This is a genomic window from Aeromonas sp. 102P (assembly GCF_051920345.1).
In the GTDB taxonomy this organism is placed as follows: domain Bacteria; phylum Pseudomonadota; class Gammaproteobacteria; order Enterobacterales; family Aeromonadaceae; genus Aeromonas; species Aeromonas veronii.
In genome coordinates this window covers 1,010,175-1,030,481 of record NZ_JBQBCZ010000001.1, presented here as the reverse complement: position 1 = coordinate 1,030,481, position 20,307 = coordinate 1,010,175, and the positions used below count along the sequence as shown (strand labels likewise).

18 protein-coding genes and 1 riboswitch are annotated in these 20,307 nt (G+C 60.0%); of the genes, 8 read left to right on the top strand and 10 right to left on the bottom strand.

Annotated features, from left to right (window positions below; all coding sequences use genetic code 11):
* Window positions 1-81: 81 nt before the first annotated feature.
* A riboswitch (TPP riboswitch) is annotated at window positions 82-194 on the bottom strand.
* Between the two features lie 271 nt (window positions 195-465).
* From aerA to ACTG1K_RS04915, 3 genes are all read right to left on the bottom strand, one after another.
* Entirely contained in the window at window positions 466-1,929 is a 1,464-nt protein-coding gene (gene aerA / locus ACTG1K_RS04925; RefSeq protein WP_193558119.1) for an aerolysin AerA, read from the bottom strand.
* Between the two features lie 260 nt (window positions 1,930-2,189).
* Window positions 2,190-2,675: a hypothetical protein gene (locus ACTG1K_RS04920; RefSeq protein WP_440004884.1), complete on the bottom strand. Its 486-nt coding sequence runs from the start codon at window positions 2,673-2,675 to the stop codon at window positions 2,190-2,192.
* An 86-nt stretch (window positions 2,676-2,761) separates the two neighbouring features.
* Entirely contained in the window at window positions 2,762-3,184 is a 423-nt protein-coding gene (locus ACTG1K_RS04915) for a hypothetical protein (RefSeq protein ID WP_258721587.1), read from the bottom strand.
* An 88-nt stretch (window positions 3,185-3,272) separates the two neighbouring features.
* Here ACTG1K_RS04915 and ACTG1K_RS04910 point away from each other — a divergent pair, with 88 nt between their 5' ends.
* Both ACTG1K_RS04910 and ACTG1K_RS04905 read left to right on the top strand, forming a co-directional pair.
* Window positions 3,273-3,941: a response regulator transcription factor gene (locus tag ACTG1K_RS04910; RefSeq protein ID WP_019446511.1), complete on the top strand. Its 669-nt coding sequence runs from the start codon at window positions 3,273-3,275 to the stop codon at window positions 3,939-3,941.
* The gene (locus tag ACTG1K_RS04905; RefSeq protein WP_440004883.1) at window positions 3,938-5,182 is read left to right on the top strand and encodes a sensor histidine kinase; all 1,245 of its coding nucleotides are present in this window, start codon (window positions 3,938-3,940) and stop codon (window positions 5,180-5,182) included. The genes ACTG1K_RS04910 and ACTG1K_RS04905 overlap by 4 nt, the downstream gene beginning before the upstream one ends.
* 95 nt (window positions 5,183-5,277) lie before the next feature.
* Here the strand turns inward: ACTG1K_RS04905 and rimK are convergent, their stop codons facing one another.
* Window positions 5,278-6,174, bottom strand: a complete 897-nt coding sequence (rimK, locus tag ACTG1K_RS04900; protein WP_005340088.1) for a 30S ribosomal protein S6--L-glutamate ligase — start codon at window positions 6,172-6,174, stop codon at window positions 5,278-5,280.
* Window positions 6,175-6,405: 231 nt separating this feature from the next.
* A complete protein-coding gene (gene metH / locus ACTG1K_RS04895; protein WP_101531378.1) occupies window positions 6,406-10,101 on the bottom strand; it encodes a methionine synthase in 3,696 nt (1,231 codons plus the stop codon).
* 216 nt (window positions 10,102-10,317) lie between these two features.
* On the opposite strand from metH, the gene ACTG1K_RS04890 reads away from it, so the two are divergent.
* Both ACTG1K_RS04890 and ACTG1K_RS04885 read left to right on the top strand, forming a co-directional pair.
* Window positions 10,318-11,595, top strand: a complete 1,278-nt coding sequence (locus tag ACTG1K_RS04890) for a cation:proton antiporter (RefSeq protein WP_019446508.1) — start codon at window positions 10,318-10,320, stop codon at window positions 11,593-11,595.
* 506 nt (window positions 11,596-12,101) lie between these two features.
* The gene (locus ACTG1K_RS04885; RefSeq protein ID WP_005340085.1) at window positions 12,102-12,278 is read left to right on the top strand and encodes a hypothetical protein; all 177 of its coding nucleotides are present in this window, start codon (window positions 12,102-12,104) and stop codon (window positions 12,276-12,278) included.
* Window positions 12,279-12,431: 153 nt separating this feature from the next.
* On the opposite strand, the gene ACTG1K_RS04880 is transcribed toward ACTG1K_RS04885, so the two are convergent.
* On the bottom strand, window positions 12,432-12,929 hold the full coding sequence (locus ACTG1K_RS04880; RefSeq protein ID WP_440004882.1) for a GNAT family N-acetyltransferase: 498 nt from the start codon (window positions 12,927-12,929) through the stop codon (window positions 12,432-12,434).
* Between the two features lie 128 nt (window positions 12,930-13,057).
* Window positions 13,058-13,879: an HDOD domain-containing protein gene (locus ACTG1K_RS04875; protein ID WP_440004881.1), complete on the bottom strand. Its 822-nt coding sequence runs from the start codon at window positions 13,877-13,879 to the stop codon at window positions 13,058-13,060.
* A 169-nt stretch (window positions 13,880-14,048) separates the two neighbouring features.
* Here ACTG1K_RS04875 and ACTG1K_RS04870 point away from each other — a divergent pair, with 169 nt between their 5' ends.
* The gene (locus ACTG1K_RS04870; protein WP_033135066.1) at window positions 14,049-14,312 is read left to right on the top strand and encodes a hypothetical protein; all 264 of its coding nucleotides are present in this window, start codon (window positions 14,049-14,051) and stop codon (window positions 14,310-14,312) included.
* Between the two features lie 101 nt (window positions 14,313-14,413).
* Here the strand turns inward: ACTG1K_RS04870 and aphA are convergent, their stop codons facing one another.
* Window positions 14,414-15,133, bottom strand: a complete 720-nt coding sequence (gene aphA, locus ACTG1K_RS04865) for an acid phosphatase AphA (protein ID WP_440004880.1) — start codon at window positions 15,131-15,133, stop codon at window positions 14,414-14,416.
* A 103-nt stretch (window positions 15,134-15,236) separates the two neighbouring features.
* Window positions 15,237-15,911 (bottom strand): adenine nucleotide alpha hydrolase, encoded by a 675-nt coding sequence (locus tag ACTG1K_RS04860; protein ID WP_139443100.1) that lies wholly within the window; start codon window positions 15,909-15,911, stop codon window positions 15,237-15,239.
* A gap of 166 nt (window positions 15,912-16,077) precedes the next feature.
* On the opposite strand from ACTG1K_RS04860, the gene ACTG1K_RS04855 reads away from it, so the two are divergent.
* From ACTG1K_RS04855 to ACTG1K_RS04845, 3 genes are all read left to right on the top strand, one after another.
* Window positions 16,078-17,397, top strand: coding sequence for an MFS transporter (locus ACTG1K_RS04855; protein WP_101531384.1), 1,320 nt, complete (start codon window positions 16,078-16,080; stop codon window positions 17,395-17,397).
* Between the two features lie 138 nt (window positions 17,398-17,535).
* Complete coding sequence (locus tag ACTG1K_RS04850; RefSeq protein ID WP_101531385.1) at window positions 17,536-18,258, top strand: MarC family NAAT transporter; 723 nt, start codon at window positions 17,536-17,538, stop codon at window positions 18,256-18,258.
* A gap of 159 nt (window positions 18,259-18,417) precedes the next feature.
* Window positions 18,418-18,621: a hypothetical protein gene (locus tag ACTG1K_RS04845; RefSeq protein WP_005340062.1), complete on the top strand. Its 204-nt coding sequence runs from the start codon at window positions 18,418-18,420 to the stop codon at window positions 18,619-18,621.
* Between the two features lie 132 nt (window positions 18,622-18,753).
* Here the strand turns inward: ACTG1K_RS04845 and tldD are convergent, their stop codons facing one another.
* The gene (tldD, locus tag ACTG1K_RS04840; protein ID WP_429059710.1) at window positions 18,754-20,202 is read right to left on the bottom strand and encodes a metalloprotease TldD; all 1,449 of its coding nucleotides are present in this window, start codon (window positions 20,200-20,202) and stop codon (window positions 18,754-18,756) included.
* Window positions 20,203-20,307 lie beyond the last annotated feature (105 nt).

Below are 20,307 nucleotides of genomic sequence, written 5' to 3'. Positions count from 1 at the left end.
CTCCCTCCTGTGCGCCCTGACCCATCAAGGGTGATCCCTACGATGAGCGGAAGAGGCTTGTTCCTCCTCCGGCGCGGTAACCCGCAAGTTACCCTTGTTCCCTTCGCAGGTTTTAACCTGATCAGGTTCCACGGATCCCGAATTAACGGTCTCAGCTTCGCGTCGTTCGACGGTCAGCACTCCGACAAGATGGCGCCAGTATAAGGGGGAAAATTTAAAGCACAAGCCGTTAACAATCTGGCCAACACTCCTCTTTCAACAAATGAGTGAACGATGCCTCGCTCACGGGGCCACCCCAAACAGAGGTCAAACCTGCGTTGGCATCACCTTGGCAAGCCATAGCTTCCTGTTGTGATCATTTAGGGACAAGAGGACAAAAAGAGAGAAAATCGAGGGGCGCAGGGCAAGCGCATCGTCTTGCGCAGAACAGAAACAGGCCCCTATGAAAGGGGCCTGCGAGTGAGGTTATTGAACCGGAACTATGGTCAGGGATACATTGCCAAACCCTTCGTTGGCAAGGGCCTCGCTGTCCAGATCCACACCGGTAAGCGCCACCTCATCGGCAGAGGCACTGCGCAACTGGGCAGCCTTCGCGGAACGGGTCTGGGGCTGACCGATTTCGATATCGCCGGCAAACTGGCTCTCGGCATAGAAGTCACCGGTCACCGCCGAACGGATCGGGCGCAGCACACGACCCAGGTTATTCTGCATGGTCGACAAACCATACTCGCTGATGGTCCAGTTCCAGTCCCACCACTTCACTTCACCCGGGATATAACGCTTGTCCCACTGGTAGCGGATGCTGCTCGCCTTGTCGCGGAACGGGCCGACGGCAAAGGTATGCTCCCAGGTCGGACGATTCTCAGGATGGGTATACCAGGCATTGCCGCCCCAACGCAGGAAACCCTTCATGGTCAGGTCATAATTGACCTCGGCCTTGAACTCGTAGGGGTAGGAGATGTTGGACTTGTAGAGGGCAACCCGCACCGGCAGGCTGGAGTGAGGCGGCACCGTGGGGCGCGCTTCAACCGAGACGGTCTCGGTCGTCGAACCCCCTTTCTGGGAAGCCCAGCTCTGGCTCGCAGCGATCTCGATAGCCAGTTCGGTTTCCCCCACCAGCGGCCACTGAAACTTGTTCTTGGTGGTCACCTTCTCGCTCAGGCTGTAGGTGTCGGTCTTCGACCAGTTGGTGGCCTTGTCGTACTTCAGGGTCACCACCACCTGCTGGGGCAGGTCGGTGTAGTTGGTCGCATTGGCCGTGATGGTCTTGACCAGCTGCTTGCCGCTCTCGGTGACCTGACCATGGCTGAAGGAGTCGGGTTCCAGGGTATATGAGAAGTTGCTTACCTTGATGGAGCTCTTCTCCCCACAACGATATCCGGAGCAGCCGCCGTCATTATTTCCCTTTATCAGCCAGCCATCGCCAACCCGGGTAACATCCATATCTTCCCCGACATAGGGGCTATGATTTCCACCCACCCAGGCGTATCCCAAATAATGGGCGAGATAACTGACTGGCTTGATAAAATAATCATTGTCGTGGACAAGCCGCCATTGCACATCGACCTCATCACCCGCCGGAATATTCCAGTCAGAGAGTGTTGGTATTTCTCCGGAAACCGGTGAGTTGGGATAACACCAGGTTTCTCCGGCAGTGCCCTGTTTGATTTCGCCATTATATCCAGGCCCCATAATCACCCAGCGATCAGCCAGCCCGGTGATCTGCCACTGCCCCATGCGGCTGACCAGATTACCCTTGATACTCATGGCTTCATCGCGGGTCAGAGGACGATAACCACTGGCACAGACGCCCGTGCCAAGACCCGCCCACTTGACCTGATCAGGGTAGACAGGTTCAGCCGCCTGCACCTGAGCGAGCATCAATGAAGACGCCCAAAACGCCAGATTGGCGGTAATTATTCTATTCATCATTTATCCCTCTTTCAGACATACGATAATTGTTATTGTGTAGAAATATCCTTTTTCATTTGACAGGTATGGACTCCGACAAAACCTGACACAAATAAAATAAACCACCAAAAAACATCCATGACAAACAAAATAATGGTGATACAGGAAAATAATTAGAGCGATGACTTTATTGAGGAATAAATCATAAATATTGTGACAGTCATTATTTAATGGCTGCCACAATATGGTGAAACCATATTAAATAAGAAGATGCTGAATTACTCTTCCGGATTGATCACTTCAATTCCCTGCAATATTCCATCCGCCGAACGGATCAATACCAGCTCGCTCCCGGCATGCAGATCGGCGGCCGAGCCGTTGACCCAGCGCACCTGCGGATTGAGTCGCACAGTGCCCAGGGTGGCCAGCGTGAGCTGCCGGTCATCGAAGGATTGCAGGCGATCTTGCGCCCGCTGCCAGGGCTGATTGGCCAGTGGGGCTCTGGCGGCCAGCAGCTCGATCCGGGTGGCAACGCCATTAGCCACCAGCAGGGCGATCTGGTCGCCGGGTTTGAGTGGCTGCGGCCAAATCTCCCCCTGCCGCCAGATGGCGGCACTGCCCAGCTCCACTTCGGCCCCCTGAAATTGCAGGCGGATGCCGTCGCTGTGCTCCAGTTCCACCAGCCACAATTCGTCGGCTCCCGCCTGCGCCGCCCAGAGCGGCACACCCAGCATCCATGCACACCACTTTCTCGATTGTTCCATCTTCGTTCGTCCCTGAACAAAAAGCCCATGCTGGACAAGCATGGGCTTCATTCGAGAGCATTTCTAATCGGAACGCAGAGGTCGGATCAGTCATCCTCGCGGCAGCGGCTCAGGCGCATGCCGTCAAACTTGCACTCCAGCTCGAGCCAGCGCCCTTCGAACGGCGCCAGACTGTTGTCCGAGGTGGTGTAGCCCCAGATCCGCCCCCCTTCGACCGGCCCCTCCAGTTCCATCTCGTCCTTGTCATCTTCGTCGAGGGCTTCGACCTTGCGCACATAGCGCACGCCGTTCTCCACCACCCCCTTCATCTCGACCCAGGTACCGCCGAGATCATCCTCGTTGAGCCAATCCTTGAAGCGGGTCTGGTCGTCGATCACGAACGGCATGCCGTTGACCATCAACTGGCCAAGCTGCCAGGTGGTGCGGCCGGTCAGTTTGAATTCGGTCGCCTGTGCGGTGCCAAGTGGCAACAAGATCAACAGCAGGAGGGCGCAGAGAGACTTCTTCATCAGGGATCCTCGGGGTTACACTGGCAAACAGGATGCCGAATCCGGTGTGAAAAGAGCGTGAAACGCTCGCCAACCAGGAGAGCAAAGCATGAAGATTTTGGTAGTGGAAGACAATCCTCAGGTGGCGGAAACCATCATGGATTATCTGGAGCTGGCCGGTCACCGCCTCGATTGTGCCTATCACGGTCAGGCGGCGCTGCAACTGCTGGAGGAGCAGCGTTTCGACGTCATCATCATGGATGTGATGATGCCGCGCCTCGATGGCCTCAGCACGGTGGCGCGCCTGCGCGAGCAGGGGATTGCCACTCCCGTGCTGTTTCTCACCGCCCGCGACAGCCTGGAAGACAAGCTGGCGGGCTTCAAGGCGGGAGGGGATGACTATCTGGTCAAGCCGTTCGCCATGGAGGAGCTGGAGGTGCGACTGCAAGCTCTGAGCCTGCGTGGCCCGCGCGGCGATGTGGGGGCCATCAGCTTTGGCGATCTGACGGTCGATGTCGCCAGCGGCCGCGCCACCCGCGCCGGTGAGCCCCTCAAGCTCGGCAAGATCCCGTTCCAAATCCTCGCCCTGCTGGCCCGCCGCGCCCCCGCCATCGTCAGCCGTCAGGAGGTGCTCGACACCGTCTGGGGGGATGAGGAGCCCGACTCCGATGCCTTGCGCAGCCATATCTACGCCCTGCGCAACGCGCTCGACAAGCCCTTCCCCACTCCCATGCTGGAAACCCTCCACGGTCAGGGCTACCGACTGGTGAGCGCATGAGTCTGCCGAGCCTGCGCCGCCGCCTGATCATGGCGCTCGGCGGCGCCGGGGTGGTGCTGCTGATCCTGCTCTCCGGCCTGATGCTGGTGGCCGAGGACAAGATGGAGGAGCTGAGCCTGCGCCACTGGCTGGAAGCCGAAGTGACCCGCTACAGCGATGACTGGCTGCGACTCGGCCCGGCGGCGGCCGCGCCGAGCCCCAGACAGTTCTCCAGCTACTGGACCGAGGCGGGCCGCCTGCTGAAGTGGCTGAAGCCCTACCAGACCCCCGGCTTTTTCGAGCACCAGCTGGGCAAGGAGGACAAACACTTTCTGGTGGCCCGTCACCCCTCCGGCGAGGGACTGCTCTATCTGGTCTTCAACGACGATGCCGACGACTACCTAGACCCCTACGAAGACAAGCTGCATCTGGCGACCCGGCTGATCGGGCTGGCGCTGCTGCTCGCCTGCCTCGGCTTCGGCATCTGGCTGGTACGTCATATCACGGGGCCGCTGCAACGGCTGCAGCACAGGGTCGCCCACCTCACCCCGGATCAGGCGGATTTCGAGCCCGACGCCCCCTGGCAGGAGCTGCGCGATATCGAACTGGCACTGTTGGCCGGTAAACAGGAGGTGAGCGCAGTGTTCGCCCGCGAGCAGGAGTTCAGCCGTTTCGCCAGCCACGAGCTGCGCACCCCCAACATGGTGATCCAGGGCTCGGCGGCCCTGCTCGGCAAGGTGACGGACTTACCCGCACCGGCCGCCCGCGCCACCACCCGCATCCGCGCCGCCGCCGACGAGATGGCGCTGCTCACCGAGACCTTCCTGCTACTGGGCCGCAAGGAGGCAGTGGAGCGACCGCTGCAACAGGTCACCCCGCTGATCCGTCAGGAGCTGGCCCGCCTCGCTCCGCTGTTGCAGCGGGAGGCACTCGATATCCGGCTTAATCTGGACGAGAGCAGCGAAGTAAATGCCCCCCTCTCCCTGCTCGCAATCGCCCTCGGCAACCTGCTGAAAAATGCCCTGAGCTATGCCGAAGGACATATCGACATCGAGCTGTGTGGCCCGGTGCTCACCATCAGCAACCCGACGGCGGCGGCGCCGGATCAGATCCTCGGCTACGGCTGTGGCCTCACCATCATCCAGCGCATCTGCGAGAAACTCGGTTGGCAGATCGACACCCGGCTGGAGAATGGCGTATTCAGCGCCCGGCTGGCGATGATCACTGCCGAACAGTTCCCTCTCCCTTTGGGAGAGGGTTAGGGTGAGGGCGCAGTGGCGCCGCCAACCCACCAGCCAGATAGCAACAAGGCGCCCGAGGGCGCCCTGTTTTTATCTGACGGATGCAAGCCTGAGGCTCACTCCGCCGGTTTGTTCTTGCGGCTCGCCTTGAGTTCGAGGAACTCGATGATCTTGCCGGCCACATCCTTGCCGGAAGCAGCTTCCACCCCTTGCAGGCCGGGGGAGGAGTTGACCTCCAGCACCAGCGGGCCACGGGCGCTGCGCAGGATATCGACCCCCGCCACATCTAGCCCCATGATCTTGGCAGCCTGCACGGCGGTGGCTCGCTCTTCCGGGGTGATCTTGATCGCCTCGGCGGTGCCGCCACGGTGCAGGTTGGAGCGAAATTCCCCCGGCTGGGCCTGACGGCGCATGGCGGCCACCACCTTGCCGTTGACCACCAGACAGCGGATGTCGGCGCCATTGGCCTCGCGAATATACTCCTGCACCAGAATGTTGTTGTTGGTCTGGATAAAGGCCTCGATCACGCTCTCGGCGGCCTTCTGAGTCTCGCAGAGCACCACGCCAATCCCCTGGGTTCCCTCCAGCAGCTTCACCACCAGCGGCGCCCCGCCCACCATGGTGATGAGGTCGGGCACGTCGTGGGTGCTGTGGGCATAGCCGGTGATGGGCAGGCCGATGCCATGGCGGGAGAGCAGTTGCATCGCCCGCAGCTTGTCGCGGGAACGGCTGATGGCCACCGAGCTGTTGAGGGCCATGGTGTTCATCATCTCGAACTGGCGCAGCACGGCGGTGCCGTAGGCGGTAATGCTGGCCCCGATCCGCGGGATCACGGCGTCATAGCTTCCCAGCTCCCCACCCTCGTAGTGAATGGAGGGGTTGTGGGAAGCGATATTCATATAGCAGCGCAGGGTGTCGAGCACCTCTACCTGATGACCGCGCGCCTGTGCCACCTCGACCAGACGGCGGGTGGAGTAGTTTTTCGGCTCACGGGATAAAATGGCGATCTTCATGACAATTCCGCTAGAAGGCTGTGCCTGGGCAGGATGGGGCGGGAGAGTATAAGGTGCCACAGCGCCAAGACAACGCCAATTGTTTATCCTGACAACAAGACAAACCACACCAAACAGCACTCTAACCTGTCACTATGACCAACAGGTTAAACGGCGGCTCTGCGCAGGTTGTTCAACCCGTGCAAGGATGCCGCCGTTTCTCGTTAAAGATCAACCGGTGTCACGCGGGAGTCAGTTCAGGTTTGGCCCCAACCAGCGTTCGGCCTCTGCCAGCGTCATCCCCTTGCGAACGGCGTAATCTTCCACCTGATCTTGCTGGATCTGCGCCACCGCGAAGTATTTGCTCTCGGGGTGGGAGAAGTACCAGCCCGACACCGCAGCACCCGGCCACATGGCGTAGGATTCGGTGAGCTGCATGCCGATAGCCTGCTCCACCTTCAGCAGCTCCCAGATGCTCCCCTTCTCGGTGTGCTCCGGGCAGGCCGGATAACCGGGGGCCGGACGGATGCCCTGATAGTTTTCGCGGATCAGCTCCTCGTTGCTGAGGGCCTCGTCGGGAGCATAACCCCAGTGCCGCTTTCGCACCTGCTCGTGTAGATACTCGGCAAAGGCTTCGGCCAGACGGTCGCACACCGCCTGAATAAGGATGGCGTTGTAGTCATCGTGCTGCGCCTTGTAGGCCTTGGCGATGGCCTCCTCACCGATACCGCCGGTCACCGCGAAGGCGCCGATCCAGTCGGGTTTGCCGCTCTCTTTCGGTGCCACATAGTCCGCCAGACAGTAGTTGGGGAAGCCCTGCTTCTCGCTCTGCTGGCGCAGGTGGTGCAACACCTTGATGACCTCGGTGCGGGACTCGTCGCTGTAGACCTCGATGCTATCCCCTACCGCGTTGGCCGGGAACAGGCCGACCACCCCGGCGCAGCGCACGCTCTGATCCTTTTCCAGCTGATCCAGCATGGCGTTGGCGTCGGCAAACAGCTTGGTCGCTTCCTCGCCGATGATCTCGTCCTCGAGGATGCGCGGATACTTGCCCGCCAGCTCCCAGCTGAGGAAGAACGGCGTCCAGTCGATGTAGGGACGCAGTACCGAAATGGCCACATCTTCGAACTTCTGCACCCCGAGCTCGCGGGGCTTGGGTGGCTGGTAGCCAACCCAATCCAGCTGATGCCGGTTGGCGCGGGCGTGGGCCAGACTGACCGGGCGGGAGCGCGGCTGCTTGCGGGCATGCTGATCCCGGGCGATCTCGTACTCCTTGTCGATGCGGGCGACAAACGCCTCCTTCAGATCCGGACTAAGCAGGCTCTGGGCCACCCCCACCGCGCGGGAGGCGTTGGAGACATAGACCACGGGCTCCGAGTAGTTCTGCTCGATCTTCACCGCAGTGTGGGCCTTGGAGGTGGTGGCACCGCCGATCAGCAGCGGCAGCTTGAAGCCCTGACGCTCCATCTCTTTGGCCACGTGCACCATCTCGTCCAGCGACGGGGTGATGAGACCCGACAGCCCGATGATATCGGCGCCGACCTCCCGCGCAGTCTTGAGAATGGTCTCGCAGGAGACCATGACCCCGAGGTCGACAATCTCGAAGTTGTTGCACTGCAGCACCACCCCGACGATGTTCTTGCCGATGTCGTGCACGTCCCCTTTCACGGTCGCCAGCACGATTTTGCCATTGCTGGAGCCGCCCGATTTTTCCGCCTCGATATAGGGCTGCAGATAGGCCACCGCCCGCTTCATCACCCGCGCTGATTTCACCACCTGCGGCAGGAACATCTTGCCCGCACCGAACAGGTCGCCGACCACATTCATGCCATCCATCAGCGGCCCTTCGATGACGTGCAGCGGCTTCTCGGCACCAGCGCGTGCCTCTTCGGTATCCTCTTCGATAAAGTCGGTGATCCCCTTGACCAGCGCGTGCTCCAGCCGCTTGCCCACCGGCCAGCTGCGCCACTCCTGATCCCGCGGATCCTCAGCCTGTGCACCGGCACCGCGATACTTCTCGGCGATGGCCAGCAGCTCCTCGGTGGCGTTGTCATTGAGGTTGAGCACCACCGCCTCGACCTTCTCTTTCAGCTCCGCCGGAATGTCTTCATAGATGGCGAGCTGACCGGCGTTGACGATCCCCATGTCCATACCGTTCTTGATGGCGTGGTAGAGGAAGACGGCGTGAATGGCTTCGCGCACCGGCTCGTTGCCGCGAAACGAAAACGAGACGTTGGAGACGCCGCCGGAGATCATGGCGTGAGGCAGATGCGTCTTGATGTCCTTCACCGCCTCGATGAAGTCCACCGCGTAGTTGTTGTGCTCGTCGATGCCGGTCGCTACCGCGAAGATATTGGGGTCGAAGATGATGTCTTCCGGCGGGAAACCGACCTGATCAACCAGGATCCGGTAGGCGCGCTGGCAGATCTCGAACTTGCGGGCGCGGGTATCGGCCTGACCCGCTTCATCGAACGCCATCACGATGACGGCGGCGCCGTAGCGGCGCAGCAGTTTCGCCTGCTGAATGAACTTCTCCTCCCCCTCTTTCATGGAGATGGAATTGACCACCGGCTTGCCCTGCACGCACTTGAGGCCCGCTTCCAGCACCTCCCACTTGGAGGAGTCGATCATCACAGGCACCCGGGCGATGTCCGGCTCACCGGCGATGAGGTTCAGAAAGCGCACCATGGCCGCTTCGGCGTCCAGCATCCCCTCGTCCATGTTGATATCGATGATCTGGGCGCCGTTCTCCACCTGCTGCTTGGCAACGTCGAGCGCCTCGTCGTAGAGCCCCTCCTTGATCAGCCGCTTGAACTTGGCCGAACCGGTAACGTTGGTGCGCTCACCCACGTTCACGAACATGGACTCGGGGGTGATGATAAGGGGCTCGAGACCCGACAGGCGGCAGGCTACCGCCAGCTCGGGCAACACGCGCGGCTTGATGCCCGCCACGGCATCGGCCATGGCGCGAATATGGGTCGGGGTGGTACCGCAGCAACCGCCGACCAGATTGAGAAAGCCGCTCTGGGCCCATTCGCGGATATGCTCTGCCATCTCGACGGCATCGAGGTCGTACTCGCCGAACGCATTGGGCAGACCGGCGTTGGGGTGGGCGCTGACGCAGGATTCGCTGATGCGAGACAGCTCCTCCACATACTGGCGAAGCTCGTCTGGCCCGAGCGCACAGTTGAGACCGAACGAGACCGGTTTGACGTGGCGCAGCGAATGGTAGAAGGCTTCGGTGGTCTGGCCGGAGAGGGTACGACCGGAGGCATCGGTAATGGTACCGGAGATCATTACCGGCAGGCTGTAGCCCAGCGCCTCGAACACCCCTTCCACCGCGAAGGCGGCAGCCTTGGCGTTGAGGGTATCGAAGATGGTCTCGATCAGGATGATGTCGGCGCCGCCCTCGATCAGGGCATGGGTCGATTCGGTGTAGGCGGCCACCAGCTGGTCATAGGTGACGTTACGCTTGCCGGGATCGTTCACATCCGGCGAGATGGAGGCGGTACGGTTGGTAGGGCCCAACACCCCAGCCACGAAGCGCGGCTTGGCGGGATCTTTTGCCGTCCACTCGTCTGCCACGGCGCGGGCCAGACGGGCGGCTTCCCGGTTGATCTCGGCGGAAAACTCTTCCATCTCGTAATCGGCCATGGCGATGCGAGTGGCGTTGAAGGTGTTGGTCTCGAGAATGTCGGCCCCGGCAGCGCAATACTGCTCGTGGATCTCGCGGATCACCGCCGGACGGGTCAGCACCAGCAGATCGTTGTTGCCCTTGATGTCGGTATGCCAGTCGGCAAACCGCTCACCCCGATAATCCGCCTCCCCGAGTTTGTAGCCCTGGATCATGGTGCCCATGGCCCCGTCGATGATCAGGATCCGCTCCCTGAGGCAGGCTTCCAGCTTCTTTGTTACGTCCGACTGCTTGCTCGGCTCTCTGCTCGACATTACGTTCGACACCGCGTGTTCCTCTTACATCCATGCAACTGCGTAAACAGCATCCTAACAGCAAACAAATGAAATGGAAATCTAGCCGTCTATCAGTCCAAATGCGCCACCATATACTCATTTATGGGTAATGAGTAACATAGGGCCCGAGAGTAACCTATGCCCGTCCTGCATAGGGATACGTGCTTGCTGTCTACCAACGAGAAAAAAATAACTATGAGCGTCTACTACACACTCTGTTTTCTGGCAGCGTTGGCGATTTTTATCGCCTTTGCCAACCAGTATGTTGTGAAGATCCAGACCACCATCGCCATTACTGCGGGCTCCATGCTGATCTCCGCACTGCTGGTGCTGTTTGGCAAACTGGGCTGGTTCAACCTGGAACCTCTTGCCGTCAAGACCATGGAGAGCATCGACTTCCAGAACTTCCTGCTGAAGGGGATTCTGGGCTTCCTGCTGTTCGCCGGTGGCCTTGGCATCAACCTCAAGGCGCTGCGTAGCCAGAAGTGGGAGATCACCATTCTGGCCATCATTGCCACCCTGCTCTCTACCTTCCTCATCGGCTACGGCTTCTGGTTTATTGCCAAGCTGCTGGGCTGGGAATTGCCGCTGGTCTACTGCATGCTGTTCGGCGCGCTGATCTCCCCCACTGACCCGATTGCCGTACTGGCCATCGTCAAGAAGATGAAAGCGCCACCCCAGATCGCCATCCAGATCGAAGGGGAATCCCTGTTCAACGATGGTGTTGGCCTCGTCATCTTCGCTACCGTGTTTGCCGTCGCCTTTGGCGGTGTCGAACCCACCTTCGGTAGCGTGGCCGGTCTGTTCCTGCACGAAGCCCTCGGCGGCATCCTGTTCGGCGCCGTGCTGGGCCTCATCGCCCACGTGATGATCAGCGCCACCGATGACGGTTCATTGGAGCTGCTGCTGACCCTCTGCATCCCGACCGCCGGCTTCGCCTTTGCCAACATGATCGGCGTCTCCGGCGCACTGGCCATGGTGGTCACCGGCATCATGATCGGCAACTGGACCCGTCACTCCGGCTTCTCCGAGCAGAGCAGCCATCACCTGGATCACTTCTGGGAGTTGATGGACCAGTTCCTCAACGCTCTGCTGTTCCTGCTGATCGGTCTGGCGCTGGTACTGCTGGATCTCGCCTGGCGTGACTGGATCCTGCTGGTCATTGCGGTCCCGCTCTGCCTGGGTGCCCGCTTTATCAGCGTGTCGCTGCCCTATGTGGCTTTCCGCCGATTCCGCAATTACAACACCTTCTCGGTGCGGATCCTCACCTGGGGTGGCCTGCGCGGTGGTCTGGCCATGGCGATGGCACTGGCACTCCCCTCCGGCGTCATGATGATCCCGGAACATGGCGTCGATCTGCGGGAGGTCATCCTGGTGATGACCTACTCAGTGGTGATGTTCTCCATCGTGGTGCAAGGCATGACCATCACCCCGATGATCACGGCTGCCAAAAAGGCCTGTGGCGACTACTGAGTCGGCCCACTGTGCTGATTGCAGAATGAGAGAGGGCTCCCGTCGGGAGCCCTCTTTTTATGGCGGATAGATGCGAATATTTGCTGCTGATAGCCCCTTGATTACACAGAGGAAAAGCGTACTAACTTCAACATCGGCAAATTATTGTTTGCTTTTTATTCATTTCGAGGAGAGAATGCGCGCCGGCTAGTTAATCAGCCCTGTTTATGTTTATCCTGCAATGCTTCACCTCACGATGAATCCTGCCAGTACCCGCATAACCTTCTTCTGATTTACTCGCCTTGAGAACCGTCAGGCTGTCTGCCTGCGTTGCCCGGCTCTCACGGTGCAGACCCGATCTGCCCACCCAATTTGATTTATGCATCAGCATATTCCTTGAAAGTGCAGACGCCCCTTAACCGGGCTGGGTATTCCTGCGCGCTTGTCGTTCACCCAATCGACCGCGCCCATTGACCTGACATTTGCCAATACAAGGAGCAAACACCTAATTTATATAGAGAAATACCATGATGAAAGCAGTACAAACACACAAGCCCCTGCGTCGTAGCAAGCCCATCAACCTGCCTGTGCAAGAGCACGACAATGATGCGTTTCTGATCCAGTTCAGCACCCGCTTCAGCGGCGGTTTCGCCATCTCCTGTGATGGTATCGCTGGCGAGTTCTCCATCGAAGACCTCAACTGATCCTGCCTGCCCTCCGGCAGCGCCCGATGCAGACAGGCCGCAACTCACGGCGGCCTCTTTGCTTCTCTCACGCCTTTAGCCAGACCCGGCCTCTTGCTTGTCACTCAGCCTGACAGCCACCTCGCCATTCGCTTTCCCGCTCTCTGACCTTGATCACTGCTCCAGCAGCAGGCACTCATCGGCATCTTCGCTCAACTTGACCAGTCGACTGCGCACCAGCCCCAGCTTGGCCAACAGGACGATGGATCGCTCGTTACCCGGAGTGACAATGGCAACTACCTGCCCAATCCCCAATCGGCTTTTGCCATCAACAAGGGCGGCCTGCGCCGCTTCAATGGCGTAGCCCTGACCGCGATATTGCGGCAGGAAGGCATAACCGATATCGACCTGCTCCAGGGTATCGCACTTGATCAAACCGCAGATACCGAGGCTGGCACCATCCTCCTTGCGCTCCACCAGATAGAGTCCGTGACCATAGCGGGCATAACTGACCGCCGGCCCCTGCTGGATATACTCCTGCGCCTGCTCCAGGGTGCGAATGCCCCGATCGCCGATGTAGCGATAAAAGTCGCCGTCATTGAGCAGCTCAAGGATGAAGGGGGCATCGGTGGCGATCATTTCGCGCAGGATCAGGCGGGAGGAGGTAATCATGGCAAGGGCTCTCAAACGGAAAGTGAAGGGCAAAGAGTGCCCCGTCACTCCCGGGCTGGCAAGCCTGTGGCGCCATCGGCCATGAAAAAGGGGCCGCGTTGGCCCCTGATGAGATGGGATAAACGGGCTCAGGCAGCCAGCAACCCAGCGTAGCCATTACCCTGCTCACGCAGTGCAGTGAACTGGGCGACGCAATCGGCCCAGCTCAGCCCCAGCGCGTCTGCCACCTTATGGGGCCACTCGGGTGGCGCCTCTTCCCCCACATCGGATTGCGCAGCCAGCACGATCGCCAGATGGATCAACCCTGCCTCGGCGGAGAACTCCTTGGCCAGCATGGGGTTGTAATGATACTCCACCGCATTGCTGATGGTCTCGGGGAACTTCCAGTAACGTGCCATGGCCGCCCCGACCTGGGCATAGTTGAAGCCAACCACCAGCTCTTCCGCCTTGGCCCGCCCCTTGTGCAGCTCCAGATCGTGAATGTGATGGACGGTGTTTTCCGGCAAGCCTACGTGCATCACCAAGCGGCCGAGATCGTAGAGCAGGGCGCAGGTAAAGACCTCATCCCCTTTCATCCCCTTCTTCACCGCCAGACGACGCGCCAGCTCCGCCACGTTGAAGACGCAGCCCCAGAAATGTTTGAGATCAATGCCGGGAACCGCAGTGACCGATTCGGTGAGCCCGCAGGCCAGCACCATGTTACGCACCATTGCCAACCCCAACCGCACCGCAGCTTCATTGACGGTGCCGATCTGGCGACTACTGCCGAACTTGGCGGAATTGGCCAGGCGCAGCAGCTTGGCGGAGATGACTGGGTCCTTGTTGATCAACTTGCTGATCTTGAGCAGATCCGGATCCTTTTCATTGAAGGTCTGGATCAAATCGCGCATCACTTCCGGGATCTGTGGCAGGAGCCGGGGCTCTGCCAGCAGGGAATCTATCGTGGGCATAGGCGTGTCCATCCATGTTATCTGTGTTCCAACCTGTTTGCCTTGGCAAACTCCTCCTAATTATGGGTAACAAATTGCAGCCACACCGGATTGTTTATTCGCTGGTCGTTCAAGGTGTTAGCCACATTCAGGCTATACTGGCCGCCACATTCACTGTTGCGGATATCCCATGAACGACTCTCAAGAATTTTTTGACGAAGCAGCGCTGCTGGAGATGGTGGAGAACCAGCTCAACGATGGTCACCCGCCCCATGTGAAGGCGACCCTGATGCGACTGGTGATGAAGGGCACGCCGCGGGAAGAGGCGCTGCAGTATATCGCCTGCGCCCTCGGGGCCGAGCTGATGGCGATGGAGGCCGATCAGGGCCCCTTCAATCTGACCCGCTATGGCGAGTTCCTCGACAGCCTGCCCGAGATGCCGTGGGCTGACTGATACCGTGAACTGAGTTAAGGTGCCCAACCTTTTCATGGCTCACAAAAAACAGAAGGGCGGGTGCCAATGGCCCCGCCCTTTTTGCATGGATCCGCAGTGGATCAGAACTGGGAGTTGATGATCACCTCTTCACCCAGTGCGCCAGCCAGCGGCATTGGCTGGTAGCTGGAGTTAGCAGCCCGCAGCAGGCGGATGCCACGAGCGCCGATCTCCTGCGCCGCTTTGATATCACCATCAGAATCACCGTAGAAGATCTTCATCTGCTTATCCTTGAGCCACTGCACCTTGGTGTTCTGGCCCGGCTGATCACCGGCGAAGATCACCGGATTGAGCTGGTCGGCCGGAATATTCATGGTCTGCTGCAAGGTCTGGCTCACTGTTTCGGTCTTGGTGGCCGAGCGGCCGGTGACGAAATAGATGTGGTCTCCGCGCTTGAGATGCATGGCGATGAGCGCCTTGCCCACCTCTTTCGGCATGCTGAACGCATCCCAGCCATTGTTCATCTTCTCCCAGAAGGCAGGGTTCTTCAGATAGCTCTCGTCGTTGGGCGAGAACTCCTGTTTGCCGCGATAAAAGCCCGGGCTGGAGAAGAGCAGGGTATCGTCGATATCAAACCCGACGGCCATCGGCGGCAATCCATCAAGGCTCTTGGCAATCTGCTCCACCGACACCCAGTGGATCGGCGCCTGCTGGGCCAGAGTGACGGTGGTGACACCGGCAGGGATTGGCTGAACAGTAGCGGCTTGACCCGCCACAGCAGGCAGAAAGAGGGCGGCAGCCAGCAAGGAGGCAAGCAGCGCCGGACGAGAGATGTGTTTCATAAGGCAGGTTGTCTTCAATCAAAAGAGGGGGCCAATAGTGCCCCCATCCAGCCTCTCAAATCTGTGAATGCTCCTGCAAAAGGGAGCATTTGACGCCCGATAATTAATCCTCGATTGGCAGCAGGTCGGTAAAGACAAAGCCGTCGCGCAGCACTGTCTCGCCGACCCGAATGCCGAGCGGACGGGAGAACATGGGGCCATCATAGGCCAGGGTGTGAAACTCGCCGTTCTCGCCGCACGGATCGACCCCCTCCGGCAGCGCCGCCAGCAGCACCTCGTCAAAGTCGTGGCCCCCCAGGCTGGCATCCAGCTTGTTCGGGTCGAGAGCACTGATCCGCGCCTTCAACCCAGCGGCCACCATCTGCGGCGCCAGTTCACGGGTATTGCTGCCCCACAGCGGGAACAGTGGTTCGATGCCAGTGCCTGCCAGCTGCTTTTCACGGTAGGCGCGCACATCCTCAAGGAACAAGTCGCCAAAGGCCATATGGCGGATCCCCTGTGCCACCACATCGGCGATAAAGCCGGTCATGATGCGGGCGTAATCCTCGTTGCTGCAGGGCCAGGGCAGATCGATGGTGATGAGGGGCAGCCCGACGCAGGCGGCCTGCTCGGTCAACAGTTGCTTGCGCACCCCATGCATCGCCACCCGCTCGAATGCCTGATTGAGGGTGGTAAACAGCCCCACCACCTCGATGGCGGGATCTTGCCGCAACTGATGCAGTGCCCATGCGCAATCCTTGCCGCTGCTCCAGGAGAGCAGTACCCGCTTCTTTTCCATCATTCCTCCGCCAGCGGGGCATTCGGATTGCCCCAAAAAGATGCAAGACAGTGTTGCGAATTGCGCGATTTACACACAAGAGGCAGGCAGCATACTCTCGATCACCTGTATATGCCCCTTGTACGGGGTGACAATAACTAAAAAAACCGATGGGAAACATACGGATATGACCACGACCATACAACAACACGATCACGCCCGCCCCCTCAATCGACAGGATTACAAAACCCTGAGTCTGGCTGCCCTCGGCGGCGCGCTGGAGTTTTACGACTTCATCATCTTCGTCTTCTTCGCCGTGGTCATCGGCGAGCTGTTCTTCCCGGCAGATATTCCCGAGTGGCTGCGCCAGTTCCAGACCTTCGGCATCTTCGCCGCCGGTTATCTGGCCCGCCCACTCGGCGGCATCATCATGGCCCACTTTGGCGATCTCATCGGTCGCAAGCGGATGTTCACCCTCAGCATCATCATGATGGCGCTGCCGACCCTGCTGATCGGTCTGCTGCCCACCTATGCGGTACTCGGCATCGGCGCCCCCATCGCCCTGCTGGGACTGCGGATCCTGCAAGGCGCCGCCATCGGCGGTGAAGTGCCGGGCGCCTGGGTGTTTGTCGCCGAGCACGTCCCTGCCCGTCGGGTCGGGGTCGCCTGCGGCACGCTCACGGCGGGATTGACGGCCGGCATCCTGCTTGGCTCCCTGATCGCCACTGCGGTCAACAAGAGCCTGACACCAGCCGAAGTGAGCGAGTGGGGCTGGCGAGTGCCCTTCCTGCTGGGCGGTATCTTCGGCATCGTCGCCATGTACCTGCGTCGCTGGTTGCACGAGACCCCGGTCTTCGCCGAGATGAAAGCCAACAAGACCCTGGCCGATGAGCTCCCCCTCAAGTCGGTACTGCGCAACCACAAGAGCAGCGTGGTGGTCTCCATGCTGCTCACCTGGCTGCTCTCCGCCGGTATCGTGGTGGTGATCCTGATGACCCCGACCTATCTGCAGAAGGTCTATGGCATCAGCCCGGCTGACGCCCTGACCGCCAACTCGCTGGCCATCGTGGCCCTGACACTCGGCTGCATCGTCTATGGCCGACTGATCGACCTGCTGGGCAGCGGTCTCACCTTCATGTTCGGCTCCCTGCTGCTGGCGGGCTCCAGCTACGCCTTCTATCACGGTCTGGCGGCCGGTACGAGCCAGCTGGTACCGCTCTACATGCTGGCAGGCTTTGCGGTCGGGATTGTCGGCGCCGTGCCTTACGTGATGGTCAACGCCTTCCCGCCGGTGGTGCGCTTCTCCGGTCTGTCGTTCTCCTACAACGTGGCCTACGCCATCTTCGGCGGCCTCACCCCGATGGCGGTTACCCTCTGGATGAAGAGCGACATGCTGGCCCCCTCCCACTATGTGGTGAGTCTGTCAGTGCTGGGTTTCGCCATCGGTCTCTGGCTCTGGTTCCAGCAACGGGCCATCCGGCAGCAGCAAGCGCCGCAAGCGGCCTGACCCGAACAACAAGCCCCGGTATCTGCCGGGGCTTTTTTGTACTGCTTATGTTCAGTTTCGCCAGCATAAGATAACCTCCCTCTGGGGCCTGCCACCCGCATCGCCCCATGGCTTCAAACTCTTTATCCGAGGCTCAAGATGTTCTTTCAGGTCGTATTACTCACCTTGCTGGCGCTGCTGCCCATGGTCAACCCACCCACCACGGCCACCCTGCTGCTGGGGCTGAGCAAGGGGATGTCGCGCGAACACGTGCGCCGTCAGGTCAATCTGGCCGCCATCTATCTGTTCTGCACCCTCTGCATCACCTTCTTTATCGGATCCTCGATCCTGGATCTGTTCGGGATCTCCATTCCGGGCTTGCGTCTGGCCGGTGGCCTCATCATCGGCTTTATCGGCTTTCGCATGCTGTTCCCCGCCCCCAGCCAGCAGAGCGGGGTCGATATAAACCAGAGCATTGCCTTCGTACCGCTCACCATGCCCAGCATGTGCGGGCCAGGTACCATGGCGCTGGTAATAAGCGGGGCCGCCCAGATTGCCGAGCTGCCTGATGAGTACAACCGCATCACCATCTACGCCGGTGTGGTAACGGCGTTTGCCCTGATGAGCCTGATCAGCTGGGGAGTATTGAAGCTGGCGGAGCCGGTCTGCAAGATCCTGGGCGCCACCGGCATCGATGCCATGACCCGCATCATGGGCTTCCTGCTGGTCTGCATGGGTATGCAGTTTTGCATCAATGGCATCAAGGAAGTGGCACAGGATCCGGTATTCCACGGCGGCCAGACCGTGCAAACCGCACCGGCGCTACCAAAGGCTTCCGGCACGTTTGATCAGTTGCCGCAGAAGCCCACCGGCTCTGATTGAAAACGGTATCAAAAAGTCCCTGACGATCTGCACTGATCTTGTCCCTGATCATGTTATTGACACACAAATGAGTTAGTTTGTTTTTCATACAGACTGTATTCAGATGGACGCTGATAGGTTTGTTGATGAATACCCACTCAACTTCAGGAGAGTATGCAGATGGACAAGATGCTGACCGAAATAGGGAGCCATAGCCTGTTTCACGAGTACCTGAACGTGGTTGGGATTGCGAGCCCATCCCTCGCCAAGATCGAGCAACGCTGGGAATATAAAGATCAAGAGCAGCTGGTTGCCAAAATCCAGATCGACAAACAGGGTAACGCTCGCTATTTCATCGACGCACGCGCCATATCCGTCAACTGATACCGAATAACCCGCCAGCCCCGGTCCAACGACCGGGGCTTTTTATTGCCTGTAGTTCCCTGAATAGCAAAACCCCGGCAAGAGCCGGGGTTTGAATGCATCGGGTTACGCCGCTGCGCGGCTAACCCAAACCTACGACGTGCCACCCACGGTGAGCTGGTCCAGTTTGAGGGTGGGCTGGCCGACACCGACCGGCACGCTCTGCCCCTCCTTGCCGCAGATGCCAACCCCGCGATCCAGCGCAAGGTCGCTACCCACCATGGAGACCTGGCTCATCGCCTCAGGGCCGTTGCCGATCAGGGTCGCGCCCTTGATGGGAGCGGTGATCTTGCCATCCTCGATGAGGTAGGCCTCGGAGGCGGAGAAGACAAACTTGCCGGAGGTGATGTCCACCTGGCCGCCACCGAAGTTGGGGGCGTAAATGCCCTTCTTCACCGAGGCGATGATCTCCGCCGGATCATACTGGCCCGCCAGCATGTAGGTGTTGGTCATGCGCGGCATCGGCATGGCGGCGTAGGATTCGCGGCGCCCGTTGCCGGTGAGTGGCACACCCATCAGGCGAGCGTTCTGCTTGTCTTGCAGATAGCCCTTGAGGATACCGTTCTCAATCAGCACGTTGTAGCCACCCGGAGTCCCCTCGTCATCGATGGAGACGGAGCCGCGCCGACCCGGCAGGGTGCCATCATCGACGATGGTACAGTGCTTGGAGGCCACCTGCTCGCCGATGCGGCCAGCAAATGCGGAAGATCCCTTGCGGTTGAAATCCCCCTCCAGACCATGACCTACCGCCTCGTGCAGCAGCACGCCGGGCCAGCCGGAGCCCAGCACCACCGGCATGGTGCCTGCTGGCGCGTCGATGGCTTCCAGATTGACCAGCGCCTGACGCACAGCTTCACGCACATAGCCAAAGGCGCGGCTCTCCAGCCCGTCCAGTTCGAGGAACCAGTCGTAACCAAAGCGCCCGCCGCCACCGGCACTGCCACGCTCGCGGCGATCGCCCTTCTCGGCGATCACCGTCACCGACAGACGCACCAGCGGACGCACATCCGCGGCCAGGGTGCCGTCGGTGGCGGCCACCAGCACCTCTTCGTAGACGCCGCTGATGGAGGCCATCACCTGATTGATGGCGGGATCCAGACTTCTGGCGAACTTGTCCATCTGCTCCAGCAGGGCGATCTTCTGATGCTTGTCGAGGGTCTGCAGCGGATCCATGGCCGGATAGAGCAGGTTCGTTTCGGTGCGGGCCCATGCCTTCACCTTGCCGTGAGCCCCGGCTGCGGCGATGCCGCGAGCGGCAGTCACCGACTGTTGCAACGCCAGCAGGCTCAGCTCGTCCGAGTAGGCGAAGCCGGTCTTCTCGCCGCTGACGGCGCGCACCCCGACCCCTTGATCGATGTTGTAGCTGCCATCCTTGACGATGCCATCTTCCAGCATCCAGGACTCGTGCCAGCTGCGCTGGAAATAGAGATCGCCGAACTCCACCTGATGGCTCATCAGGCTGCCGAGCAACTGCTGCAGGCGCCCTTCATCGAGGTCGTTGGGGGCCAACAGGGAGGCACTAACCTGGCTCAATAGACTCAATCTTCTTCTCCACTCTCGTAACGAGCTGTTTTAAATCGTCTTGCCGACGGGTTGGCAACAAGCCACACCATCACAACAAACGGGCATGCTCCAGCACGGACAAAC

Bases quoted from the DNA above. Each gene is read 5' to 3' on its own strand.
- ACTG1K_RS04845 (WP_005340062.1), top strand. From the start codon at position 18,418: ATGGACAAGATGCTGACCGAAATAGGGAGCCATAGCCTGTTTCACGAG.
- rimK (WP_005340088.1), bottom strand. From the start codon at position 6,174: ATGAAGATCGCCATTTTATCCCGTGAGCCGAAAAACTACTCCACCCGC.
- ACTG1K_RS04885 (WP_005340085.1), top strand. From the start codon at position 12,102: ATGATGAAAGCAGTACAAACACACAAGCCCCTGCGTCGTAGCAAGCCC.
- ACTG1K_RS04915 (WP_258721587.1), bottom strand. From the start codon at position 3,184: ATGAAGAAGTCTCTCTGCGCCCTCCTGCTGTTGATCTTGTTGCCACTT.
- ACTG1K_RS04905 (WP_440004883.1), top strand. From the start codon at position 3,938: ATGAGTCTGCCGAGCCTGCGCCGCCGCCTGATCATGGCGCTCGGCGGC.
- ACTG1K_RS04880 (WP_440004882.1), bottom strand. From the start codon at position 12,929: ATGATTACCTCCTCCCGCCTGATCCTGCGCGAAATGATCGCCACCGAT.
- ACTG1K_RS04910 (WP_019446511.1), top strand. From the start codon at position 3,273: ATGAAGATTTTGGTAGTGGAAGACAATCCTCAGGTGGCGGAAACCATC.
- aphA (WP_440004880.1), bottom strand. From the start codon at position 15,133: ATGAAACACATCTCTCGTCCGGCGCTGCTTGCCTCCTTGCTGGCTGCC.
- ACTG1K_RS04920 (WP_440004884.1), bottom strand. From the start codon at position 2,675: ATGGAACAATCGAGAAAGTGGTGTGCATGGATGCTGGGTGTGCCGCTC.
- metH (WP_101531378.1), bottom strand. From the start codon at position 10,101: ATGTCGAGCAGAGAGCCGAGCAAGCAGTCGGACGTAACAAAGAAGCTG.
- ACTG1K_RS04855 (WP_101531384.1), top strand. From the start codon at position 16,078: ATGACCACGACCATACAACAACACGATCACGCCCGCCCCCTCAATCGA.
- ACTG1K_RS04850 (WP_101531385.1), top strand. From the start codon at position 17,536: ATGTTCTTTCAGGTCGTATTACTCACCTTGCTGGCGCTGCTGCCCATG.
- ACTG1K_RS04875 (WP_440004881.1), bottom strand. From the start codon at position 13,879: ATGCCCACGATAGATTCCCTGCTGGCAGAGCCCCGGCTCCTGCCACAG.
- ACTG1K_RS04870 (WP_033135066.1), top strand. From the start codon at position 14,049: ATGAACGACTCTCAAGAATTTTTTGACGAAGCAGCGCTGCTGGAGATG.
- ACTG1K_RS04860 (WP_139443100.1), bottom strand. From the start codon at position 15,911: ATGGAAAAGAAGCGGGTACTGCTCTCCTGGAGCAGCGGCAAGGATTGC.
- ACTG1K_RS04890 (WP_019446508.1), top strand. From the start codon at position 10,318: ATGAGCGTCTACTACACACTCTGTTTTCTGGCAGCGTTGGCGATTTTT.
- aerA (WP_193558119.1), bottom strand. From the start codon at position 1,929: ATGAATAGAATAATTACCGCCAATCTGGCGTTTTGGGCGTCTTCATTG.